The sequence below is a fragment of the Nocardia sp. CA-136227 genome, from assembly GCF_050955695.1.
Lineage (GTDB): Bacteria > Actinomycetota > Actinomycetes > Mycobacteriales > Mycobacteriaceae > Nocardia.
This window is the reverse complement of the sequence record NZ_CP192081.1, coordinates 980,016-1,006,879: the sequence shown is the minus strand read 5'-3', so window position 1 is coordinate 1,006,879 and position 26,864 is coordinate 980,016. Positions and strand designations below refer to the sequence as shown.

General features: G+C 70.5%; 1 protein-coding gene. It reads right to left on the bottom strand.

Annotated elements, in window-relative coordinates; translation table 11 throughout:
* Positions 1-82 precede the first annotated feature (82 nt).
* Entirely contained in the window at positions 83-26,842 is a 26,760-nt protein-coding gene (locus ACQP06_RS04505) for a hypothetical protein (RefSeq protein ID WP_433670660.1), read from the bottom strand.
* Positions 26,843-26,864: the final 22 nt, after the last annotated feature.

Here is a 26,864-nt window from a genome sequence, read left to right as displayed (position 1 = left end):
AAAACCAACTGTCAGCATCACATACCTGGGGCAACCGCGCGGTTGCCGGAACCGTAAAAATCGGCGAACACCTCACCGGCGATCACCCGAAGATCCCCAGCCGGCGCGTCGAATCCGACAGCACATCGCGAATCAGCAAACCCAGGTCCGAGTCCGCCGGCCGCTCGCTGTACCGCAGCTCACACCGCACATCGCCCGGACTGCCGATCACTAGGCGCACGAAGCCCTGCCCCGAACGCTCCCACAACGCCCCCGCCGCCATCCGATCCAACTCGATCACCTGATCACCGACCCGCAAGACCAGCCCCGCCGTCGGATCGCGGTAGAAAACAACCCGCAAACCGTCCAGCTCATCGAACACACCCGCGGGGGCCCCGGTCCCGACCGGCGCGGCACTCAACTGTCCCGTCATCGGATCCATCAACGCGTACTCGCCGAACCCGGAATGCGACCGCAGATAAATCTGCCCACCGGCAGCAGGCCGCCCCGACGCCCGCGGGAACCGGCTGTTGCCACGGGACCCATTCCCGTTCCCACCACCCGGCGCCCCCTGCGGCGGCATCATCGGCGCGCCACCAGGGAACCCCTGGCCGGCACCGTTGCCAATCCCGTTGCCGCCGTTGGCACTCGCGTGCCCGCCGCCATTCACACCCGGATTCCCGCCATCGGACGAATCCGCCACCCATCGTGGCATACCCGGATCGGTATGCGGATGCCCCTGCTGCGGCGCCTCCGGCTGCGCGGGCATCCGAGACCCCATCGCATCCGTCAACCACTGCGGCAAATGCGACCCACCCGGATTCGAGGGCGTTTGCGGCACGCCCGGCTGATGCTGCCAACCCGGGTCGGCCGGGACCTGCGGCAGACCGGGATTCGTAGGCCAGTTCGGCACGCCAGGCCGCGAGGGCTGCTGCGGCAGCCCCGGATCTCCCGGCTGACCTCCCGGTTGATGAGGCAACTGCGGCCAGCCCGGACTCACCGGGACCTGGGGCATGCCCGGATTCGTCGGAACCTGCGGCATCCCAGGATTCGTCGGCCACTGCGGCGCGCCGGGGTTGGGCGGCAGTTGCGGCCACTGCGGCGGGGTCGGCTGCTGCGGCGCACCCGGGATGTGCGGGGGCTGCGGAAGGTTCGGCGGCTGCGGGATATGAGGCGGCTGCGGTGTATTCGGCGGGACCGGCACCTGCGGCGGCGTCGGCTGATGGGGCTGCGGCGTCGGCTGGTGCGGGGTCGGCTGCGGCTGGTGCGGCTGCGGCGTCGGCTGATGTGGCGTCGGCTGGTGCGGCTGCGGAGGAGTGTGGGGTGGGTTGGGGTCCGGGGGCAGGGTCCACGGGGCGGGCTGCTCCGGGGGCTTCGGGGTGTAGTCGGGGAACTCCGGGTCGAACTGGTGCGGCACCAGGGGCAGGTGCGAGCGCCAGTTCGGGCTGTAGCGGAATGGAGTGTCGTCGTTGGCCGAGGCGTCGCCATCGGAGCGGTCGCCGTCGCCCGCATCCGGTTCCGAGGGCGAGCCGGAACCCGATTCATCCGGATCATCCGCATTTGAACGCCCGGAACCGACATGCTCGCCGGTTCCGCCGGAACCACCGGACTCCCCCGCACCCGCGGGCTCGGAACCATCGGTCGCGCCATCGGAATCACCCTGATCCGGCTGCATCGGGTCGCCTGATGCACCCGACCCATCGGAATCACCTGCACCGACGTGCAAGGGGTCACCCGCCGCACCGGAATCATCGGACCCGTCGGAATCACCCGAAGCGGGCTTGGCCGGATCGCCAGGCGCACCCTGGCTTTCCGAACCGCTGGAATCGTCTCCGGTCGGAGGCGTCGGCTTCGCGGGAACTGATGTGTCGCCGGAGGCCTCAGACTTTTGGGGAGCCGGAAGCGGGGAAACGTCGTCGTCCTGCGGCTTTGCGGTGCCGTCGGTGCTGCCGGGCTCTCCCGCACCGGCGGGCTGAATCGTCTCCGCGGACGTGGAGTCACCGGGCGCGGACGGGAGGTGGCGGATGGCGCGGGCGTCGGTGAGGGTGCCCTGGATGAGGACCTGGTGGAGGAGGTCGTCGAGGTCGTAGGTGGGTTTGAAGCGCCAGGTGGCGTCTTCGGGGGGTGCGCCGGTGCGCCATTCCATGATGAGGCCGTCGTCATGGGCGAAGTGTTCGGCGATCGCGCGATCGCGGGTCCAGGAGGTGGCATCGCTCTCGCTGGAGGGGTGAGAGATGTGGCCTTCGTAGTCGAAATCGGCGTCGCCACGGGCCGCGACCACTCCACGCAGGCCGTCGAGGTATGCGGGACTCACCGAACCATCAGGCAGCAGGCGCGGGACGCCGCGGTAGAGCGGACGGGAATCGGCGTTCGAGGGCAGGTCGCCTTCGAACATGACTGCGCCGTTGACATCAGCGGGAGGTGTGGTCACCTCGGAGACGACCACCGCTGTCGGCGGCTCCGGCGTGGGCGAAGTCGACGAGGTCGGCTGCGAGCTGTGGGCGGCATCGCCTCGGCCGCCAGCGCTGGTCGGTTCGACGGCACCGCCGGATTGCCCAGCAACGCCGGGATGCGCCGAGGCAACGGATTGCCCAGAGGCACTGTGGGTCACGGGAACTCCGGGCTGACCGGGCGCACCAGGATGCACTGGGGTGCCGGGATGGCCGGAACCTCCCGGCTGACCGGGCGTCCCGGGATGGCCAGGGCCTCCGGGTCGACCGGGGGACCCTGGGCTGGCCGGGGGCTTGGTCGGGGGGCCTGAATGCGGGGTGGATTCCGGGGCCGGCGGGGGGTTCGGAAGGTCGAGGTCGTGGACGTGAATGGTGCCGTCGAGATCGACGGTGAGCAGCTTTGCGACTAGCAGAATGTTGTCCCTGGCAAGGACTTCCTGACGCTCCCGCCCGAGGAAGGCAAGGGGGTCGGGGTTCGGGGAGACGACGACGGCGATGTCGTTCTTGCCGTGCACGATCCCGACACCGCTCCCCCACATCTCCGCCCCGAGAGTGGTGAGGATGTCCTTCGCCGCCGCCTCCTGGACCGCTCTGTGGAAGGCCTGCGCCTCTTGCTCGTCCTTGCTGGTGGCCCGGGCAATTCGTTTGCCGTAGTCCGCCAGCTCTCGAACCCGCTGGTCGGTGGCGTGCTTTCGCGCTATTCCTTCCGCGGTGGGTGTTCCCGGAGGCGTCAGGCCGAGCTGTTGCTGGCGCAGCGACTCCTCGTTCACCCGCGACATCAGTAGGTCCTTCAGTATCCCCAGTTCGTGCCCATCCGGATTCACGCCCAGCTCCCGCGCGATCGCGTGCAGGTCGGTCATCATCAGATCGTGCCGCTCGGCCGCAGCGCGGGCCTGAGCCATCGCGCCGTCGGCCCAGGCCGCCAACGCCGGATCCGACCAGGTATGAACGGTTCCCGGCTCGACGACCACCCAGTTCGACCCGGTCGGTGCACTCGTGTGCTCGGGCGCGGCGTTCGGTTCCGGCGCGGTATGGGTCTGCTCGCCCGCCTGACCCGAGCCGTTGTTGTGCGGGCCGGTGGACTCCTCTACCCCGGAATGGGTTGTGGTGGTGGACGAATGCGTGATCGGCGTGACCGGCTGCGCGACGGATTCGGGCTGCTTGGCTGTCGTGGCCGGGTCGGTGCCGGGTTTGGTGGGGCCGGGGCGGGCGGGGGCGCCACCGGTGGGGTCGGTGGGCGGGGTCCCGGGGCCGAGGCGCTTCGGGCCGCCGCCGGGTTCGCCTTCGCCGGGGTCGATGGCGCGCACCGGGTCGGGGTAGTGGTTGTCGACCCAGTGGGCGACGGTGTCGGCGGCGTGGAAGGCCTCGGCCGCTGATTGGAGGCGGTCGAAGGCGCGGACCACGTCGGGGAGGTTGCCGTGCGCCCGGCCGAGCAGGTCGGTGATGGTGGCGCGCAGGCGATCCGGGGCCAGTGCGGCTTCGGTGACGTCGAGACCGGTGGCGCGCTGGAAGTTCTCGATGGCCGCGCGCAGCTCGGTGTGCGCCTCCTCGCGGGCACGGTGCGCGGCCGTCTGGGGCGTGTCCGCGTCGGCGGCCGCGGCATCGGCGATGCGGCGCTGCTCGGCTTCCCATCGGGCGGCGCGATCGGCGGCCGCGTCGCGGCGGGCGGTGTCGCCCTGCGCTTCGGCGGCGGCGAGTTCGTCTCGGGCGGTGGCGAGTTCGCGAGCCGCGGTCTGCTCGGGTGTCTCCGCGGCGCGTGCCGCCGCGGCGACGGCATCGGCCTCGGTGGTGCGGGCGGCGGCCAGGAACTCCTCGGCCCGCTGGTAGCGGTGCACGGCGTCGCGCAGCGGGACCAGTTCGTCGGTCCAGATGTCGCCCCAGGCCAGCGGCATGCGGGAGAGGCGTTCGATCTGGTCGATGGCGTGGTCGATGCCGTGGGGCGCGGCCGGGTCGGTGGCGACCAGCGCCTCCAGATCGGCGCGCGCGGATTCGACTTCTCGCCGCCAGGCGTCGGCGGGCGTCTCGCCGGGCTCGGTGGCCGCCCCCATGCCGCGGCGCAGCTCGGTCTCCAGGTCCTGTACCCGGTTCTGCGCCCGATCGAATTCCGCTGCCGCCGTGGACAGGTCGTCGATGCGCTGCTCGTTGCCCGGCAGCTCGCCGCCCTCCGCGCGGTTGCGGTTGGCGAGGTAGTCCTGCGTGCCGGGCAGATTGTCGGGGGTCAGATCGCTGTTGCCGAGCGGCCGGAATTCCTCCCCCTCGCGCTCCCGCCACATGCGGCCCTTGGCGTAGTCGAGGCCCTCCTCGGCGATCTGCAGCTCATGACGGGCCGCCGCGAGTTCGGTTCCGACCGTGCGCGGATCACGCGGCGGCGCTTCGGGTTCCGGCGGGTTGGTGAGGTTGTGATGCTCGGTCGCGAGTCGTTCGAGCAGATCGATATCGGCCTTGCGGGCCTGGATCTCCCCGCGCATGGCCTCGACCACCGCGGAGAACTCCTTGGGGCTGAGCCGCTCGTGCTTCTCGATCTTGCCGTCGCGGTACGCCTCGTACACCTCGATGTCGCGCGCCTTGCGCACGACCCGCACGATCTCCGAAACCTGGTCGGAGCTGAGGAGTTTCCGTGTATCCGTGACGCTGTCGCGGTAGACCTGGTAGGCCGCATCCCGGTTGCCGGCGGTGTCGGTCAGCGTCCGCAGCACCTCCCGCAGCTGCGCCGGACTCATCCGATCGTGCAGGCTGCCGAGGCGGCTCTCGTAGATCTTGACCGTCTTGTCGATATTGGAGGTGTCCACGCCCAGCAGGCGCGACCAGACCTCTCCGGCCTGGATCAGCTCGCTCGCCAGCGGCGGCTCGCCGACGAAGTCGCCGTACAACGAGCTCAGCAGCTCGCGGCCCTTCGGATCGTGCACGGGCAGTTCGCCGTCGACGGCCCGCGGATCCGTACTCGGGTCGTAGCGCAGCCCGTCACGATGCGGGTCGAGCGCGGCGATCGCTTCGATGTAGTCGGTCAGCACGTCGATGGCGTGCGCCCGGCGCTCGTCCGGGCGGAACGCCATGTTCTCGAAGGCCCTGGCGATCGTGTCCGCAACCGTGGTCTTCTTATCCGGCTCGAACCCGACGATCTCGACCTTTTCGGCGTCCTTGACGGCCTTGGAAGCGTGCAGGTTCTCCCGATCGGCGTCGAGCAGGCGCACCAGCCGATCCCGGGCGGCGAGCACCGCCGTCTCATGACCGTTCTTGCGCAGCACATCCGCGTACTCGAGCAGGTCCGCGAACGCCTGGTGCCGCCGCTCCCCCATCCGGAACCGCGGATCGCCGAATGCCTCGGCCACCGCACGCGGCGACAGCTGCTCCGGATCCAGGCCGAGCCGGTTCGCGAGATTGCCCAGCGCGCCGTCCAGATCGTTGAAGGTGTCGATGGCATCCGATGTGCGGATGAAATCGGCCATGCCTTCCAGCTGCGAGGCGCGCAGCGAAAGCTCCTGCCGCAGCGACTCGATGGTGCGGCCCAGATTCTCACCGAGGTCGAAGTCCACCTCGAGCAACAGCCGCCGCGCCACCGCATTGCGCTCGTTCCGCAAGGTATCCGGATCGCGCGGTACGGCCGGTTCATTGCCCGCCTCGTGCGGTGTGGCGACCGGTTCCGGCGTGGGCTCCACCAACCGCAGGCCCCGGCCGTCCTCCCGCATGACCGCGACCGGTCGCGGGTGGCCTTCGACGTCCACGTCGTGGAACCGCACCGTGGGCGCGGCTTGCTCGACCAGGTGGACGTTGCCGTGCTCGTCGAGCCCGATATTGCGGTAATCGAGTTGCAGCTCACCGTGATTCAGCATCCGGCGCACGTCGGGGTGCGCGGCGAGCGCGTCCACGAGGTGGATGTCGTGCTCACCGTCACCGCGAATCACCACGAGGCGTTCGGGGCCGCCGTTCTCGCCCGGGAGCAGCGCCACACCGTGGTCGCGGTCGAGCATGACGCCGCCGTTGGCGTCGGCCCATTCCCGGGCCGCCAGATCGGAGACCTCGTGGACGCGCTCGCGCAGCTGGTCGTCCGCGCCGAGGAAACGGTCGGCCAGGGCCGCGAACTCGAGCATCCGGGCGCGTCCGTCGCGGATGTCCATGCGCAGATCGGAGACGAGATGATCCAGGTCCGCCTGGGTCTCGATCCGGTCGAGCCCGACATCGAGCAGCTGCGCCCAGTTCGAGCGCTCGTCCTGCATCTGGTCGCGGCGCAGCGCGCGCTTGAAGAGCGCGCCCTCGCGGGTCTCGACCAGCTCCTCGTCGACATCGTCGAAGTGCGGCACCCATTCGCCGCCATTGTTGACGCCCTCGACGTCGAGCAGGGACGGGCGGGGTTCGCGCGCACGGAGTTCCAGCGGCGGATCGTCGTGCCCGACGCCCGCCTCCTCACGACGGACCCGCGCCTTCAGTTCCTCCAGCTCGATGCCGCGGGCATGGGCGAACTCGCGCAGGAAACGGCCCAGCGGATCCTTGTCGAAGATGCTGATCTCGCGGCTGAACGGGATGACCTCGTTCTCGAGCAGCCAGCGCTGCCCGGCGTCGCGCAACGCCTCGACCGCACCGCCGCGCCGCATGAGCCGGTACCGCGCCTCCTCGACCGCGGCGCGCACGGTCTGGGGATCGGCATCGGCGAGGGGGATGCGGAGCTCCCGGGCCATGTGCACGAAATCCACCAGCGCGGCGTCGCGGGCGTCCGCGGCGTCCACCAGCGGCTGCGGGACATCGGTGCCCCACTCGTGCGGCTCGGGCCCGGCGGTCACCGGATCGACCGGTTCATGCCGCAGTTCGGGCAGTTCCGACTCGATGGTCATCTCCGCCACGCGCAGCGACTCCTCGACCTCGGCGCGCAGCAGCGGATCGGCCTCGGTGACGTGCGGGCGGTATTCGCCGCCGTCCGCGGTGCGCATGGGGATCTGCGGCGGGGAGATATCGGCGACCCGGCGGGAGAGGCGACGCACGAACGGCAGGTGCTCACGCCCCTCCCACAGGGTCAGGATCTCCTTGCCGATGCGCACCGGGTTGAAGTTGGGCTTCATCCCGAGGAAGTCGTTGTCGTGCAGGACGTGGTAGCCGAACTCCAGTGTCAGCAGGGAGATTCCGGAGGAATCCAGGCGCGAGCCGGACGGGTACTTCGGCGACTGCCCGTGATAGCCCTTCTGCAGGCGCTGCAGCAGGTTGTCGATCCAGCTCGGCGACGGCTTCGCCGCAGGACGGAGCGGACCGAGCTCCGGCCGCGGGACCAGCTCGACACGCTTGGTGCCATCCGGCGATTCGACGATGCGAGCGTGCAGGCGTTCGCCGTCGGTCTCCAGGACCACATGCGCGTGTTCGGAATTCGGGACGTGCAGGGCGGCGACCATGAGGTCGGCGACATCCATCGCACGGCGCAGGGTCTCGGTGCGGGCGGCGGCGAGCACCGCGTCGCGCTGCTCGACGGTGGTGTGCAGGGGATCCAGGACGGATTCGGGGATGCCGAGCAGACGCGCCCACTCGTCGCGCACCCGCGCCAGGTGCTCGCGCTCGGCGCCGGTGGCGGCGTCGTGCAGGCTCAGCACATGGTCGAGGGCCTCGAGTCCGCCGATCCGCAGCATGTTCCGGAACTGCAGGTCACCCGCGAGCTCCGGCAGGTTCCGCCGCTGCAGGTGCTCCTCCGACAGGCCGAACTCACCGGCGAGGCGGTTCCGCAGCTCCTCGAGGGTGAAAACGCGGGATTCGGAGCCTTCCGGATCGTGCGGGCGCTGCGACCAGGTCTCCAGCGGGCGTTCCCGGACCGGTTCGCCGCCGCCTTCGGGATGCGATGCGCTCGAGGGCAATTCGCGCCTGGTGGCGGCGGGGTCGAGGGCCCGGGTCGGCTCCTCGGCCCCGAGCTCGGCCAGCCGGCAGTCCAGACCGGTCTCGCGCAGATGCGCTTCGATGGCGCGCAGCGTCTCCGGGTCGGCCTCGGTGCGCCAGTACTCCTCGGAACCGTAGAGCTCCTCGGGGGTCAACGGCCGATAGTCGTCGGCCTCGCGCATGGGCAGCGGCGGAGCGGTGTCATCGGGGTCGCCGAAGAAGCCGCGCGCCTTGGCCATTTCGGCGATCTCGCGGAAGTGGGCGAGCGGATCGTTGAGGTGGGCCGCGGCGGTATCGAGGCCGAGCGCGTCCATCAGTCGCGCGGTGAACAGCACCGCATTGACCTCACGGCCGGGGGCCAGCGGGTCGTTGACGGCGTCCCGCAGGAAGCGGGCCGCCGCCTGCAGTGACGGCGAGTCCGCCACCGGATCCACCGGCAGCACTTCCTCTTCCACCCGCGGCAGTTCGAGCGTCGCGGCCTCGCTCGGCCGGGTCAGCTCGACGGTCGGATCCTCGCTGCCCGGCGGCTTGGGCAGCTCGACCGTCGGATCCTCGCTGCCCGGCGGCTTGGCCTCGCTGCCCCGCTCCATCTGCACGGTCGGGTCTTCGTTGCCTTCGAACGGCTTCGAGGACGATTCTTCACCGGGCGGCGGGTTCTTGACCGTCGGATCGTCGTTGCCTTCGAAGGTCTGCTCGTTCGAGGCGTTCTCGCGCGACAGGTTGACCGTGGGGTCGTCGTTGCCCTCGAACGTCTTCGACGTGGACGCCTCGCCCGGCGGCGGGTTCTTGACGGTCGGGTCTTCGCTGCCCTCCGGCAGTTTCTTGGTCGAGTCCTCGCCGCTGGCCGACAGGTTGACCGTCGGGTCTTCGCTGCCCTCCGGCAGTTTCGCGGTCTGCCCGCCGCCGGGCTTCGACGGCGGGGTGGAGTTCTGGTCGCCGTTTCGACCGGAGTTGCCCGGCTCGTCCGGGTCGGGATTCGGTGGGGTGGAGGAGTTCCGGTTCGGGGGCTCCTTGCCGCCGCCGCCCGCGCCGGGCGGGGTCGCGCCGACGGGAGGGGTGGCCGCGGCCGGGCTGGAGCCGGGCGGCTTCGGGTTGCTCGGGCGTGCCGGGATGGGGCCCGGGTCGCCTTCGTCGCCGGTGCGTCCCGCGTCGGAGGCGCGGGCATGCCGCTGGACCTCGTCGAAGCGATCCATCAGGGCGCGGTGCCAGTCGTCGCGGCCCAGGGCGGCGAACTCGGGGGCCAGGCCCTCCAGGCGGGTACGCATGCCGGCCATGTCTCCGGCGCTCAGATCATGGTCGTGCCAGGTGATTTCGCCGTTGGCGCCCTGGGTCGCGTAGTGGCGGGCGAACAGGCTGCTCGACAGTTCGTCACCGCGGCGACCGCCGCCGAAGGCAAGGCTGTGGTCGATTCCGCTGATGTGCCCGTCCGCGGTGATCAGCCAGTTGACGAGGTTGCGGTCGGGGATGCCGACGAGCACGTCGAGCAGGCCGAGCCGACGGCCGTCGGGGGTTGCCAGCGCCGCTTCCAGACCCGCGTCCTCGGGCGTCGTGAAACGGTCCGCCCCGACCTCGCCGGGCATCACCTCCATGTACACCACGCGGTCCTCGACCCGGTGCACCAGCGGCACATTCGCGCCGACCGCCCGGCCGACCAGCGAGACCAGCGCCTCGGCGTGGGAGTGCTGCGGATTGGTGACGATCTTCCGGATCAGCTGCGTCGGCGGCTCGGTGGCGAAGGTGACCAACTCGACCCGCTCGGCCATCCGCCCCATACCGGTGCTGAGGACCACCACCTCGGCCTCACCGGCCGCGATCGCGTCCTCAACACGCCGCGCGAAGGATTGATTGACGTCGGTCTCGCCGGAGTCGTTGTGCGTCACCGCATGAGAGCCGCCCTCCTGGCCGTCGCCCTCCGGATTGCGGGCTGCGGAGGACGGGTCGGAGTTGGGCTGGGTCGGGCCTTGCGGGCGGGTCGGGGCGCCCGAAGCGCCGGGGTCCTCGCCCTCGCGACCGGTGTGGCCGGAGTCCGGGAAGTGGGCGTCGACCCACTCGGTCAGGGCGTCAGCGCGGTGCAGGGCGCGGGCCGCATCCTCGAGTCGCTGGAAAGCTCCGACCACCTCGGGCACGGTGCCGCGCGCCTCGGGGAGCAGGCGGTTGACGGTGTCGCGCAGGTGTTCCGGGGCGAGTTCGGCTTCGGTGACGTCCAGGCCGGTGGCGTGGTGGAAGTCCTCGATGGCTCGGGTGAAGTCATCGTGCGCGGCCGTGCGGGCGCGTTCCGCGGCCTGGTGCGGGGTGTCTGCCGCGTGGGCGGCTCGGGCCTCGAGCAGGCGGTGCTCGGCTTCCCAGCGGGAGACGCGGTCCTGCGCGGCCTGACGGTCATCCGGGGCGGCGTTCGCGAGATCATCTCGGGCCGAGTCCAATTCGCGGGCAGCGGTCTGTTCCGGGGTTTCCGCGGCGCGCGCCGCTGCGGCGGCGTCGGACTCGGCGGCGGTGAGGAATTCTCGGGCCTGCTCGTAGCGGTGGGCCGCGTCGCGCAGCGGGACCAACTCGTCGGTGAACACATCGCCCCACTGCTGGGGCATGCGGGACAGTCGTTCGAGGTCCGCGAGCGTCCGGTCGACACCCTGCCGCGCCCAGCCGGGGTCGGCGGCGATGAGCTCTTCCAATTCCGCTCGCGCCGTGTCGACTTCGCGCTTCCAGGCGTCCACCGGCGACTCGTCCGGACCGGCACCGGCCTCGACGGCGCGACGCATTTCGGCCTCGAGGTCGTGGACCCGGGACTGCGCACCGTCGTGTTCTTCCACGGCCGCGGTCAGATCGGTGAGACGCTGCTCCAGGCCCGTCAGATTTCCGCCCTCTTCGGCGGGACGGTTGCTGAGATAGTCGTTGGTACCCGGCATCCGCTCGGGGGTCAGATCGCCCTCGCGTAGCGGCCGGAAGCCGGGGCCCGGGTTCTCGCGGTAGGCCCGGCCCTGCGCGTAGTCGCGGCCCTCGGCGGCGATCTGCAGTTCGTGGCGGGCGGCGGCGAGATCTGCGGCGACCGCGCGCGGGTCACGCGGCGGGCCCGCCGGCGGACGCGGTTTCGTCAGCTGGTCGTGCTCGGCGGCCAGCTTCTCCAGCAGCTTGATGTCGGCCTCGCGGGCGTTGACGTCGGCGCGCAGTTCGTCGATGGTGGCGGCCAGTTCCTTGGCGCTGAGCCGCTCGTGCTTCTCGATCTTGCCGTCGCGGTAGGCCTCGTACACCTCGGCGTAGCGGGCGCTGCGGACACCGCGCACCAGATCGGAGAGCTGGTCCTTGGACAGGGTCTTGGCCGGGTCGGCGGCGCTGTCGCGGTAGCGCTCGTGGGCCATGGTCAGGTCGCCGGTCTCGCGCAGGGTGGTCAGCACATCGGCGAACTGCTTCGGGGTCACCCGGTCGTGCAGGCCGCCGAGCTGCTCGGTGTAGATCTTCACCGTGCGGGCGAAGTCGTTCATGTGCACGCCGAGCAGACGCGACCACACGGTGGCCGCCGCCGACGGATTGTCGGACAGCGGCGGCTCACCGATGGAGTCGTTCAGGAACGCGCGCAGCATCGCCGGGGCGTCGCCGTCGTGGATGGGCAGTTCGCCGTCGACGGCACGCGGGTCGGTCAGCGGGTCGTAGCGCAGGTTCTGGCGGAACGGATCCAGGTCGCCCAGCACACTGCTGTATTCGACCAGGGCCGCCAGCAGTTCCGGGCGTTTGGCGGAGTCGCTCAGCAGGTTGTTGATCGCATCCAGCAGCGCGTGCTTGTCGGTGTTCTTGGAGTCCGTCTTGGTCCCGACGACCTCGCCGTTCTCGGTCTTCGGTTTGGTCGGGGCCAAGTCGTCCGGCTCCACGCCGAGCCGGCTCGCCAGCTCCTTACGGGCCGCGAGCACCGCCTTCTCATCGATGTTCTCGCGCAGCGCCTTCGCGTACTTGATGAAGTCGTCGACGGCCTGCAGACGGCGCACCTTGCGCACGTTCGGGTCGGCCATGGCCTCGGCCAGCTTCCGCGGCGTCAGCGTGTCCGGGTCGAGGTCCAGGCGGTGCGCCAGCTGCTGGAGGGTGCGATCCAGGTCGTGGAAGCTGTCGATGGCGTCCGAGCTGCGAATGAAGTCGGCCATGCCCTCGATCTGGGCGGCGCGCAACGCGTTGTCGTGGTGCAGGTCCTGGATGGTCTGGGCCAGGTTCTTGCCCAGATCCATGTCGTAGACCGATAGGCGGGCGGCCACCGCGTTGCGTTCGGCGCGCACCACGGCCGGATCGCGCGGCGCGGCGGGCTCGGTGGCCGGCTCGGCGTGCGGGGCCCGCGCCTCCGGGGTGGGCTGCACGATGCGCCACGGCTCGAGGCCGTTGCGCAGCAAGGCGACCGGCGTGCGCTCGCCGTCGACGTCGACGTCGTGGAAGCGGACCTGCGGCGGATCCACCTCGATGACCTGGACCCGGTCATTGGCGTCCAGGCCCAGCACACGGTAGTCCAGCCGCAGTTCGCCGCGATTGAGCTGCTCCCGGATCTCCGGGTGCGCGGACAGCGAATCGATCAGGCGCACATCGTGATCCGCTTCACCGCGGATCACCACCAGCCGGCGCGGCTCACCCGGGAACACCGCCAGCCCGCGCTCGGGGTCGAGCATGACACCGCCGTGCTCGTTCACCCAGTCGTGGGCGGCCGCGTCGGCCAGCTCGGCGGCGTGCCGCCGCGCTGCGGCGTCCAGATCGATGAAATGTTTGACGGCCGCGTCGAGTTCGGCGATCCCGTGCGCCTCATCGCGCACGCCCATACGGGCCTCGGTGATGGCGCGCTGCAGCCCCGCCTCGGTTTCGAGCCGTTTCAATTCGATCTCGAGCAGCTGCGCCCAGTTCGAGCGCTCGTCCTGAATCTGGTCGCGGCGCAACGCGTCCTCGAACAGGCGGCCCTCACGCCGGTTGGACAGTTCCTCGTCCGCGTCGTCGAAGTGGCGCGGCCACTCACCGCCATTGTTGACGCCCTGCAGATCCAGGAAGGAGGCGCGCGGGCGGCGGGGGCGGAACTCCAGCGAATCGTCGTCCGGGCCGACGCCCGCCTCCGCGCGGCGGCGCGCGGCCTTCTCCTCCTCGGTGCGGAGCGCCTCCGCGTGCGCGAACTCGCGCAGGTAGCGGCCCAGCGGATCCTTGTCGAAGATGCTGACCTCGCGGCTGAACGGGATCTGCGCGTCCTCCATCAGCCAGCGTTCGCTGACATCGCGCAACGCCTCGATCGCGCCCGCGCGGCGCATGAGCTTGTAGACGGCCTCGTTCACCACGCGGCGCAGGGCTTCCGGGCTGTCGTCGGGAATGTCGATCTTCAGTTCGCGGGCCAGGCGGACCAGATCGCTGAGGGCGGCGTCACGAGTGGTGACCGCGTCGACCAGCGGTTGCGGCAGGTCGGCGCTCCACTCACGGGGCGCGGGCGGATCGAGGACGGGGCCGCGATCGAGCGGTTCGTGCTGCGGCTCCGGCATTTCCGATTCGATCGGCATGTTCGCGCCGCGCAGGGTCTCCTCCACCTCGGCGCGAATCCGCGGATCGGCCTCGGTGACCCACGGGCGGTACTCGCCGCCGTCGCGGGTGCGCATGGGGATCATGGTCCCGGCCACATCGGCCACCCGGGCGGTCAGATGCTTGACCAGCGGCAGGCGCTCGCGCTCCTTCCACAGGGTCGCGGTCTCCTTGAGGATGCGCGCCGGGTTGAACTTGTCCTTCAGATGCAGCAGCGCCTCGTCGTGGGTGACGTAGCCGATCTCCATGGCCAGCATGGTCTGACCCTTGGAGTCATTGCCCGAACCGGACGGGTACTTCGGCGACTGACCGTGATAGCCGTGCATCATGCGCCGCCACATGCGCTTCAGCCAGCCCGGCTTCTTCTCCGGTTCCTTTGTCTCCGCAGGTGTTTCGCGCGGCAGGTCGGGGCGCTGGATAATCTCGGCGCGCTTGTTGCCGTCGGCGTCCTCGGTCACGCGGATGTGGACGCGCTCGCCGTCGGCCTCCAGGACCACGTGGGTGTGGTCGGAGGTCGGGTGGTGGAAGCTCGCGACCATGAGGTCCGCGGCGTCGGCGGCGTGGCGCAGGGTTTCGGCGCGCAGTTCGTCGAGGACGGCGCGGCGCTGCTCGGGGGTGGTGGAGGCCGGGTCGAGCAGGGATTTGTCGACGCCGAGCAGGTCCGCCCAGCCGTCGCGGGTGCGGGCGGCGTGCTCGCGCTCCGGGCCGGTCGCGGTGTCGTGACGCAAGACCGCGTCGCGGAGAGCCTCGATTCCGCCCGCGCGCAACAGGTTCCGCAGCTGCTCGTCACCCACGATGCGCGGCAGCTGATCGTCGGGCGTGGACTCGGGGAGGCCGAGACGGTGCAGGAGTTCGGTGCGCAGCTCCTCCAGGGTGAGCGTGCGCGGCTCCCCGCCCTCGGGCGCGTGCGGACGGGTGTTGAGACCATTCGCCGGATCGTGGAAGAAGCCTTCGGCCGCAGCGGTTTCGGCGAGATGCCGCAACGCGGACAGGGCGTCCGGGCGCTTTGCCAGCGCCTCGACCACACCGAGCGCGTCGGTCAGGCGCGCGCCGTAGACCTGGTCCTCCAGGCTGCGGGGACGCTCCCCGGCCTCCGCATCCGCCGCGCGCAGGCGCTCGAGGGCGGCTTGCAATCCGGGCGAGGCCTCGGCCGGATCGGCGAGCGGCTTGGGCGCCTCCGCCTCCTGGCGCGGAAGCTCCACGGTGGGAGTCTCATTCGGGTTGGACTGCTCGGGCTGCTTCAGCTCGACGGTCGGTGTCTCATCGGGGTTCGACGGCTCCGGGCGCTTGACCTCGACGGTCGGCGTCTCATCCGGGTTGGTCTGCTCCAGCCGCTTGACCTCAACAGTCGGGGTTTCATCCGGGTTCGACTCTGCCGGCCGCTTCACTTCGACCGTCGGAGTCTCGTCGGGGTTCGACCCCTCCGGACGCTTCAGCTCGACAGTCGGTGTCTCATCGGGATTTGTCTGCTCCGGACGCTTGACCTCGACTGTCGGGGTTTCATCAGGGTTCGTGCCCAGCGGTTTCGACCGGGGGCCGGTGCCTTCCGACCCGGCGCCGTCGCCGGAGCGGGGGGCGGTCGTGGAGGGCGGCACGGGGGTGGACGGGCCGGGCGGGGTGAGACGAGCCGGGCGGGACGGATCGTCGGCGGAGCTGCTCGCGGGCTGTTTGGCTGCGGCTTCGCCGGGGGTGGATTCGGGGCGGCCGCCCGCGAAGTCCCACATGTACTCGGCGCGCAAGGCCGACAGGCGGGCCTCGGCGTCGGCCATGCGGGCCTCGAAGCGCGCCTCGCGCTCGAGCTGACTACCGGGTTCGAGCTGGTCAGCCATGTCGTGGAACCACTTGGCGCGCTTGGCATCCATGCCGGCCACCCAGTCGGCCTGGATGGCGCGCTGTTCGTTGAACCACGCGTCCGGATCGTCCGGGGTGGCGGCGGACCGGCGGGGCGGACCGGCGTTCGGCGGCTGACCGTCGCCCGCCGCGGCGGTCTCAGGCGTGTGGTCCTGACCGTCGCGCGACCCGGCCGCATCGTCCTGCCCGGCGCGCGACTCGGTTCCGGAGTCCTTGCCCGTACGCGATCCTGCTCCGGACTCTTGGCCCGTCCGCGATCCTGCTCCGGACTCCTGACCGTTCCCCGGACCGGTTGCAGCGCCTTCCTCTCCGACGGGGCGGGTGGCCGGGGCGGGGTCGGGGCGGCCGCCGAGGTCCGCCCAGAGACGGTCGGCGCGTTCGGCGGAGCGGCGGGCCATCTCGTCGACTTCGCGGGCCTGCTCGCGGAACAGGCGTTCCTCGGTGCTGCCGGGAGGCGCGGAATCGGCCATCTCGTGCAGGAAGCGGGCGTGCTTGGTCTCCATGTCCGCCGCGAAATCGGCGTGCTCGGCCATCCGCTGGTCGAACCAGCGGGCGTCGCCCACTGCCGGTTCCATTGCGGGAGTGCCGGATTCGAGGGCCGGTCGCACTGTGCCCGGGGCGATGGGCTGGACGGGTTCCTGGGCACCGGCGGGCGGGTCGTTGGATTCGCGTGGGTCGGACTGGTTCGGGTCGGGACGATCTGGCCGGTTCGGATCGTGGGAATCCGACGAATTCCCGGACGAGTCGCGGGATCCCAGCATGTCGGGGCGGGCGTCCACCCCGGACCGACGCTTGTTGTCGGCCATCGCGGGCTCGCGCTCGACGGGCGCGGACCTACGCTCGCCGGGCGCGGGCTGACGCTCGGCGGGCGCGGCACCCCGCTCGGTAGACGCGGACTCGCGCTCGGGCTGTTCGGATCGACGCTCCGTCGGCGCGGACTCACGCTCAGACGACTTGGACCGATGCTCGGTGGGGGCAGATTCGCGCTCGGACGCCGCGGGCGGACGCTCCGTCGACCCCGACTGCTCGAACGCTGCGGAGCGGAGTTCGGAAGGCGTAGAACGATTTTCGGTCGGTGCGGGTTGGTGTCCGGTCGGGCCCTGATGTCCCGTCGAGCCGTGCGGCTGGAGTATGCCCGAGTCCTGGGCGGCGACGCGGAGCAGCTGGTACATCACCTGCGACGGCTCGGCGGCGTTCCGGCCGTTCAGCATGACATCGCGGAAGCCTTCGGCCAGGGCCTCGCCGTAGTGGAGGGCGCCCTGCTTGTCGAACGCGTAGTCCGGGAGCTGGTGCAGCCACTCGGTGAAGGCGTCGGCATCGAGCGGACCGCTGTGGGTGGCCTCGAAATGCGCTTGCAGGACGTCGATCAGCTCGTAGCGGGCCTCGTGCTCACCGGCGAGGTCCAGCACATGGCCGTACTCGTGCACGATGGCCGAATACACCGGCCGCGCATCGGATCCCGCGACGTGCTTGCCCTGCTCGACATTTGCGCGAATGACCTCCTCGAAGCGGGAGGTGCCCATGACCCATTTGTCGTTGAACACCATGCGTTTCGCGATCGGGATATCGCCTTCGTATCCCGGGTAGACGACGGCGATGGCGTCGGGATCCTCCGGGATGAACCCGATCTCGACGCTCTTCGGCTTCACGCCCGGATGCTGGGCGATCATGTCCTCGAGCGCACGGCCGTACTCGCGCAGCGTCTCGACATCGCTCGGGAGATGGAAGCCGACGGTCGGGATGCCGAGCTCGTTCTGGATGTGGTCGACGACGCCCTGGCGGTCCATGGTGGTCCAGTGGTCGACGATAGCCGGAACCTCGGGCGGCTCCGGCGGCGAGAGCACCAGGTCCGGTTCGGGGGAGGGCTTTCCGTCGTCGGACCGCACAGGCTCGGGGCGATCGTCGGCGCGGATGGCGTCGGGGCGATGATCTCCACGGATGGCGTCGGGGTGTGCATCGGCGGGCGGGGTGTCGTGTGGCGCCTCGCCGGCCTGCTTCACCGGTTCGGCCGACGGTGCGGGATCACGGACCAGGTGGGCGTTGTCCGCGGCGCGGTCGGTCAGCAGGCGGTGCAGGACCTTGGCGGGTTCGGTGGCGTGGTCGAAGTTCAGAGTGACGTCGACGAAGGCTTCCGCCAGCGCCTCGGAGTGGTTGATCGAGCCGTCGGCGTTGAAGCTGTAGTCGGAGAGCTGCGAGAGCCAGCCGAGGTATTCGACGGGCGTGGTGTCGCCGTAGGTGCGCACGTAGTGGTCCAGTAGCGCGTTCGCGAGTTCGGAGTGGGCCGCGCGGTTTCCGGCGTGGTCGATCGCATGACCGAGTTCGTGCAGGAAGACCGAGTACATCGGGCGCTCGCCCGCTCCCCGCGGGAACGACCCGCCGGCCTCGCCGCTCCGCACGATCCGGGCCATCTCGGCGGGATCCAGCGCATGCTCCAGGCGCACCACGATCTTGTCGGTGACCAGATTGCCATCCGGGTTGCGCACGCTGGTCGCCTCCGCGAGGGAGTCCTCGAAGACCGGCTCGCCGATCTCGATGCCGCGCAAGGTGATCTTGTTTCCGGCGGTGGCATCGTCGAGCGCTCGGGCGAACTCGCGCAACACCTCCGGATCGACCGACGTGTTGTCCAGGCCCTCGAACCTGGTGATGCCGAACAGGTCCCGCATCTCGCGGATGATCCCGCCGCGATCCAGCTCCGACCAGAAGTCGTCCGGGCGCGGCGACCAATCTGCGGGCGGGTGGGCCGGACCTGGATCGGCCGCATCCTCGGGCGATGCGGAGCGTTCGGGATCGGCCGAATTATGCTGGGTGGCAGGCTTTTCCGCCGGTGACGCGGATTCTTCGTGGGAGCCCAGCCGGTCCTGACGATTCTCTCCGGAGCCGTGCTCGGGCGGCACGGACGGGTCCTGCGCGTGCAGACCCGCGGCGTCGCGCGCGGCGGCGTGCAGCCGGTCCACCATCATCTTCGACAGGTCGGAAGCGTTGTCGCCATTGAGCTTCACATCGCGATACGCCTCGGCCAGCGCCTCCCCCGGATCGAGCAGCCCGTTCTTGTCGAAGGCGTAGCCGGGCAGTTCACCGCGCAGCCAGCGGGTGAACTCGGCGAAGTCGGAGCCCGGATTGGTCTCCACGTACCGTTCGGCCAACGCCTGCAACAGGCCCTCGCGAGCCTCCATCTGGCCGTAATGGTCGACCAGATGACCGTATTCGTGCACGATCACCGCGTACACCGGCCGCGCGTCGGCGCCCGGTACATGGAATCCGGCGGCGCCCGCCGCGCGGACGTTCCGCTCGAACCCCTCAGGATCCATGGCCCACCGGTCGTTGAACACGATCCGATCGGGGCGCCACGGGCCGCTGCCATCCTCGTTCCGGACACCGATCGCGATGGCGTAGGCGTCGGGATCCTTGGGAATCACACCGATTTCGGCGCGCTGCGGCTTGATGCCCGGATTGTCGGCGATCCCCTCCTCCAGGGCCCGGCCGAACTCGCGCAGGATCTCCACATCGCCGACCAGATGGAAGCCGACCGTCTCGATCCCGAGGTCGATATTGATCCGATCCAGCACGCGCTGGCGATCGAGCTCGGTCCAATGATCCACCACCGCTGGCGTTTCGATCGGTTCCGGCGGCTCCAGCACGAATCCCGGTTCCTGCGTGGACTCCGGGTCGACCCGGCGGTCGCTCGCCGCGTATTCCTCCAGCAGGCGGTTGAGGATCTTGGCGGGTTCGCTGGCGTTGTCACCGTTCAGCTTGACGTCGAGGAACGCCTCCGCGAGCGCCTCGGCGGCATTGAGCCCGTCGCCGTCGAAGCTGTAGCCGGACAGCTGCTCGACCCACCGGTCGTAACCCCCCACGAGGTCGCCGTCGGCCTGCATGAAGTGGTCGATCAGCGTCAGCTCGGCGATCTGGCGGGCGCCCTGAGCACCCGCGTTGTCGAGAGCGTGACCGAGCTCGTGCACGATGACCGAATAGAAGGGCCGGTCACCGGTTCCGGGCGGGAAGTGCCCCCGGCTCTCCGCACCCCGGATGGCCTCGGCGAAGACCTGCGGTTTCGAGATCAACTCTTGCCTGAACACGATCCGCTCGGTGACCAGCCGGCCGTCGTGCGTGGTCACGGGCCTGGTCTCAGCGAAGGCCTTCGGGTTCATCGGCTCGCCGATCTCGAGCATCCGCACGTTGATCTGTGGATGGTCGGCCAGCACCCGCTCGAGTCCGCGGGCGAACTCGCGCAACACCTCCGGGTGGATGGCCGGATCGTCGAAACCCAGGAGGGTGAGATCGTGCGCGGCCTGCAGTTCCCCGATGATCCGGTCGCGATCCAACCCGGACCAGAAGTCGTCCGGGCGTGGCGACCAGTCCCCCGGCGGCTCGTCCTGCGGTAGGGCGTCGTGCGGGATTGGCTCCGCGGAGTGCTCGAGGCTGTCCGGCGACATCGCGGCGTGGCCGGCGGCCTCGGCCGGCATCAGGCGATCCACCTGCTGCGGTTGGGGTTCCGGCTCACGGGCGCGGCGGGCGGCCGGGCTCGGATCCTCGTCGACGGGACGGGACCGATGCTCGGGGGCCTCGCGCTCGTAGACCGGGTTGTCGGCGGCGTGCGCGCGGTAGATCTGCTCCAGGTGTTTGTAGAGGATCTGAGCGGGCTCCGAGGCCAACTCGCCATTGAGGACGACGTCGGTGAAGGCCTCGGCCAGAGCCTCCGCATGGTCGTACATGTCGTGCTCGTCGAAGCTGTAACCGCTCAGCTCGTCGTGCAGCCAATCCAGGAAATCCTCGGTATCGCCGCCGTCGGTGCGCTCGAAGTGGCGTTCCAGCGCTTCGAAAGCGTCGACGCGGGCTTTCATCTGGGTGGTGAAGTCGATGGCATGCGCGAACTCGTGCACGATCGTCGAATAGACCGGGCGGTCACCGGAACCCGGGACCAGGTGGCCGTTCTCCTCGCTGAGCCGGACCCGGCGGGCGAGGTCTTCGGGCCTGCGGGCGAAACGCTCGTTGAGCGTGAGGATATCGGCGAAGTGGCCGTTCTCGTCCTTGCCCGGATCCACCTCGGCGAACACGGAGTCGTCATCGAGGCGGGCTATGCGGACTTCCATCAGCTCGGTGTCCGGGAACCGGTCGAACATGTCCTCGACGGCACGGGCGAATTCGCGCAGCACCTCGACATCGACATGCGTGTTGTCGAAGCCGGTGACCACGAGATCCCATTCCTCGTGCAGCCGCTCGATGATGCGCTCGCGATTCAGCTTCGCCCAGTCGTCCTGTGGGCGGTGCGACCAGTCGGACGCCGCCTCGTCCCCGGGATGCCCTGCGCCGGAATCATTGTCGGCGTCGCGGCGACCGTTGTCCGTGTCCTGACGCTGCTGCGGCCTGCGTTCCGACCCCTCACCACCGGGTGCGGGCAACTCCCGCTGCCGCACCTTCAACCGGCGCAGCACCCGCCGCACCACACCCTCTTCCCGATGCGGGGTGTCGGTGCGAGTCTCGGCGGCCTCGGCGCGAGCATTCTCCGGCCGCGCGATGTCCTCCCGCGTCTCCTGCGGCCGGGCGACGTCCTCGCGTGTCTCGTGCGGGCGCGCAACGTCTTCCCGGGTGTCCTGCGGGTGGACGGCCTTCTCGCGCGCGTCCTGCGCCCGCGCATCCCGGGGCCGGGTGATGTCCTCGCGCGTATCTTGCCGCCGCGCAAGGTCTTCCCGTGACCCTTGCGGCCGGGCAACATCCTCCCGCGTGTCCTGCGTGTGGACAGCCTTCTCGCGCGCTTCCTGCGCCTGCTCGTCTCGCGGTCGTGCGGGGTCTTCCCGCGTTTCCAGCGGCCGCGCAACGTCCTCCCGCATATCTTGCGGGCGCACGAGGTCGTCTCGCGTGTCCTGAGGGTGGACCGCTTCTTCCCGGGTGTCCTGTGAGCGGACGGTCTCGCGCGACTCCCGGGGGGAATCCTTCGGGCGCACGGTCTCCTCGCGCGTTTCCTGCGGCCGTGCGACGTCTTCGCGAGTTTCGTGCGGGCGGGCGACGTCCTCGCGGGTGGCCTGCGGGCGGCGGGCATCCTCGTGGGGCTCGGGGCGTGTGGGGTCGGTGGACTCTTCGCGGGCGCGGGCGGACTGGTCCTCGGCGTCACGAGACCGCTCGGCGTCGTGGGGCTGCTCGGCGTCACGTGGGCGCTCGGTGGTCGGGCGCTCGTCGGTGCGGGTCGGCGCATCGTCACCGGCGGGTAGGTCGGGACGAGTGCGGTCGTCGCTGGCCGCCGGATTGTCGGCGCGATCCTTGATGGTCGGCGAATCGTCTGTCGGCCTGCGTGTTTCGGGGGCGGCCGCATCCGGGCGGGTGACGTCGGGACGAGGCACTTCCGGGCGCGGCACCGGGGGGCGCGGCGCGTCCGGGCGGGTGTTGTCGGCGCCGGGGCGGTCGGAACCCGCGTCGGGGCGGGTGGGGTGCGGGGTGGCGACGGGCTCGGCCGGGACGACCGTGCCGCGGATGCCGAAGTGGTTGGGGCCGCGGGATTCCACCGAATCGATGCGGATGTCCAGGCCGTGGGCCAGCAGCATCATCGGGAGGGTGGTGCCGAGTCGTGAGAGGTCGCCCAAGTGCAGGGCGGGGGTTCCAGCGGGCACGACCAGTTCGATGTGGTGCTGGTGGCCGTCGTACGACGGCACCATGCCGAGCATCGCGTCGAGGTAGCCGGACAGGTGGTAGACCGTTCCGGGCAGCTCCGAGGGGTGCGCGCCGAAGGGGTTCGCGCCGGAGTTGAGGGTCACCATGACCGGCTCCGGCAGTGGGTGCAGGCCGAGGGCGTCGTCGATATCCCGGATCGCGGCGGCGATCTCGGGAGTCAGCTCGCGATCGCCACGCAGCGCGGCCTCGATATCCGAGGCGCTCGGCCGGGAACCCTCGCCTTGCGGGGCGTCATCGGCGTAGGCGCGGATCGCCGCCCGCTGCTCGTCGGACATCCTGGAATGCGCGTCCGACCAGACCTCCCGGCCGTATTCGGCTGGGGCACGCCAGAACTGTGGGGGCACCTCGTCGGTCTCACGGAGGAACCGCACCGGATTGTCGGGATCCGCGTCGTCCGAACCGCGCGGCGGATGCGCCTCACCGACGTGCACGTCCGCCAGATGCAGCAGGCCGGCTCGCACCGCCGCCTTCAGCGGGTGAACCGCCTTGCCGTCGCTGTCGAACAGGATGGCGTGGACGCCCTGGGTCTCCTTCGGCACCCGCGGCGGGAAACCGTGATCGAGCCCGGCGGCCGGGTCCTTGACGACGATCGTGCCGCCCTCGTTGACCAGCAGATAGGCGTGCGCGCCCACACCGTGCTCGTCGACGGGTCCGGCATAACGGTCGACGACCAGCGCGGATGCGCCGTCACCGAGTTTGCGGAGGCGGTTCGCGATGCCCTCGTGGCCCTTGGGGAAATCCTCCAGCTTGCCGCCCGCACCGGCCACCAGCTCCTCGAGGCGCATGCCCTCCGGACCGACCCGGCGCTGCGGCGGGTGGATGGACTCGTTGCCGGTGATCTGGCGCAGCAGGCGCAGAGCCAGCTCGCCGCAGCGGCCGCGGTACTTCTCCCGGACTGCGTCCGGATCGCCGGGCGAGGGCTCGGTCGAATCCTCGTCGCGGACATGAGTATTCGACGGGTCGTCCAGGGTGCCGGGGTGCGGCTTGTGACCGTCGGTGCGCTCCGGCGGGGCTCCGCGCCGGGACTCGCCACGATCGGCTGGCTCGGGGCGAGCCTTGGCCGCGGCCGAGGTTTCGTCTCCAACGGGGCGCTCGCCGGGTGCGCGGCGCTCGCCCTCGTGCGAGCGAACCTCCGGCCCGTCGCCCAGCGGAATCGGCGCGACCACGAAGCCGTCTTCGGGCGTCGATCCATCGCCTGCGCGCCGATCCCGATCCGACGGGTGTGAATCACGTTCGGGGTCCGCGGATTCCGACTGCGGCCGCGTGCCCCGATCCCGACTGTCCGCATCGCGGTGCGCCGGGTCGCCGTGCACCGGTTCGGAGGTGTCCGACGGCGACTTCTCCCCGCTCGGCCGCTTCTCCTCGGCGGGGACATCCTCGTGGCGGTTCGAATCCGGTTCACGCACCGGCTCGTCGGCGGTCGGCTCCCGCCCATCCCGCAGTGGGCGATCCGCAGTTTCCGAGGGTGCGTCCTCATCCCGCGGCCTGACCGAGTCCTCGCGTGCGTCCTCATCACGGGGACGCACCGAATCGTTGTCCCGAATCGCCGGATCATCCTGATGCCGGACGACAGGCTCGTCACCGCGATTGGCTTCCGGCTCACCATCACGCCGGGCAGCGGGGTCATCACGCCGAACTTCCGGCTCATCCCCACGCGGCGTGGTGGGCCCATCGTCACGGCGAGCGTTGGGCTCATCCTCGCGACGGACCGTCGGCTCATCCTCACGGCGAGTGTTGGGCTCGTCGTCACGGCGGGCCGCAGGCTCATCCTCGCGGCGTGTAGTCGGCTCGTCCTCGCGGCGGGTACCAGGGGTGTCTTCGTCACGACGCGCACCAGGCTGGTCCTCGTGGGGCGCCTCGGTCGGCTCGTCAGCTGGACGGCGGGACTCCGGGTGCTGTTCCGGGTGGTTGCTTTCAGCGGGCGGTTCGGCGAACTGGTCGTCGACCGGCTTCCGGGATTCCGCGGGCTCGCCGGCGGCACGGTGGTCGTCGGGGACGTCCGGCTTGTCGGCGGGGTGGTCGGCGGTCGGGTCTGCGCCTTCGCGCGGCGGCGTGGTGTCGGCAGGACGGTCGGAGGGATGGGTCGAATCCCCGCTGCCGCTGGGCTTTTCCGATTCCGGGGCGATGTCGTGGTCGCCCGGGCGGGTGGTGGCCGCTTCGGACGGGTCGCCTTCGGACCGCGTACCGGGGTGGGAATCCTCACCGGTGGATTCGGAGCGCGGAGCTTCGGAGCGCGATTCCGGGGTGCCCGTGCGGCTGTCCAAGGCACCGGCGCGGCCGTCGGAACGCGGAGCGTCGGGGCGGGCGGAGTCGGAGCGCTGGTTGTCCGACCGTGGGGCATCAGACTTGGAAGTGTCGGCTCGGGGCGCATCCGACTTCGGGGCGTCGGCGCGCGGGGCGTCCGCGCGCGGGGCGTCGGCCTTCGGGGCTGTGGCCGCCTCGCCTGCACGGGGGGCGGCTGCGCGCTGGTCCGGTGTGGCGGTGGCTGATTGCTGTGCGCCACTGGCGTGCTGGGTGGTCGAGCCCGGGGCGGCGTTGCCGCCGGCGGAGGCGGCGACGGGAGAGGACGACGGTGAGCCGCTCGCGGCGGTCGCACCGGCGGGAGACGAGGCCCCCGAGCCCGGAGTCGCTCCGGCAGGCGTTGCGGAGGGGGCACCGGCGCGGGATCCGGTGGCGGACGGATCTGCCGGCCCGCCGGTCGATCCCGCGCGCGCGGACGTGTCGGAAGCGGGCGAGCTGCCACCCGGGGCGGACGCCGCGTGGGTAGCGGCTCCATTGGCTCCGGGCGACGAACTGCCGCCCGCGGCGGAAGAACCGCCACCCGTACTTGCCGGGGCTACCGCGGCATTCGAAGAGCCGCCGCCGGTATTCGCCGGGGCTCCACCACTATTCGACGAACCACCAGCGTTCGACGTGCCACCGACGTTCGAGGAGCCACCGACGTTCGAGGAGCCGCCGGCGCTGGAGGAGCCACCTGCGCTGGATGACCCGCCCGATGTCGAGGACGCAGGGGCGGTCGAGCTTCCGCTGTTTGCACCGGCGTTGGAAGTCGGTGCAGCGGAGGATGTGTCGTGGATTCCGCCGCCTTGGACGCCACTCTGCACCGGGGCCGAGGATTCGGGTGCGCTCGCCTGGGGGTGGCTGGCGGGTGCGGCGCCCGCGCCGTTGGTATCGGCGCCGCCATGGGTCTGCGGGGTCGATCCGGAGGTGTTCGACGGGCCGGTCTGGATGGCGCCGCCCTGGTCGGTGGGGGTGTTGCGATCGGTGGTGCGGGAATCGGTGGTGACGCCGCCGCCGTTCTGGCCGTTGGCGTCGGGGTGCGCGGTGCTGCCGTCGCCGGCCGGGCGGGCTGCGGCATCGCCGGTCGGTTCGCCGCCGTCGACCGAGGACGGATGCAGGCGAGAACCATCGGAGCCGGGGCCTTGCGAGTGAGAACCGTTGGAGCCATTGGTTCCCGGATCGTGGCTGCCACCGGTGCCGTTGACTCCCGGAGTGTCCGGGCGCGAACCCACCAGGGTGAGGTCACCGGGGGTGATACCCGCATGCATGCGGGTGACCTTCGGCTCCCAAACCGTATGCGCCCCCGTGTGATTCACACCCGACACCCCGCCCTGGAACATGCCGCCGGTGAGCATGCGCGGATCGAAGTGGGTGTTCTTCAAGTTGTCGACGGCCTGGTCCCAGCCGTGCTGGGCCACGTCGAAGCCGAATTGCGCCGCCGTCGCACCGGCGAAACCCGCACCGCCGCCGATCAATCCGGCGGTGGTACCGGTGATCAGCCCGGTCAGATAACGGTTCATGCCGCGCTCGCCGAGCGCGTTGCCGAGCGCGCCGCCAATCGGGCCCGCGACCGCACCGCCGATGGCGGAGCTGATCGACGTCACTCCGACCTGGGTCCAGTTGACGTTCTTCCTGTGCCCGGTGTCGACCTGGTACTGCTGAATCCCGTAGTCCTGCAAGGTGCCGAGCAGCGTGTTCATCACGATGTGGCGCATCGCGAACTTCACGACCGCGGTGATGCCCATCCGCGCCGCGATGGCGAGGATGCGGTCGAGCGCCGCGCGTCCGATCATCCGCACCGCGATACGCGTGACGGCGACGATCGCCGCCTCCACGAACGGAGCGGTCGGCGGCCAACCCCACGCGATGATGATCTCGCCGAGCGCCATCGCGATCGACGAGTAGAACATCAACTTCGTGTACTGGATCTCGGTGCCGGTCTCCTCGACCGAATCACCCAGCTGCTGGAAATGCTGGGCGAGATCCAGGATCGAATTGCCCTGACCGTCGCCACTCGCCGGTGCGGCCAGCTTGTCGAACAGCTGCGCCATCTCGTCGCGACCGTCGCCGTTCACATAGGCGGCCAGCGTCGCGGACTTGGCATCGGTGATGGACGAGATCTGATCGCGCAGGCCGGCGGCGGCATTGCGCCAGTCCTCGGCCAGCGCCCACATCTGGTCCTCGTCGCCCTCGGGCCATTCCACACCCACGAGGTAGCCGAGCCATTCGAGTTCCGAAGGCAGGTGGAGGGTCATACGCCGCTAGCCCACCGGTAGG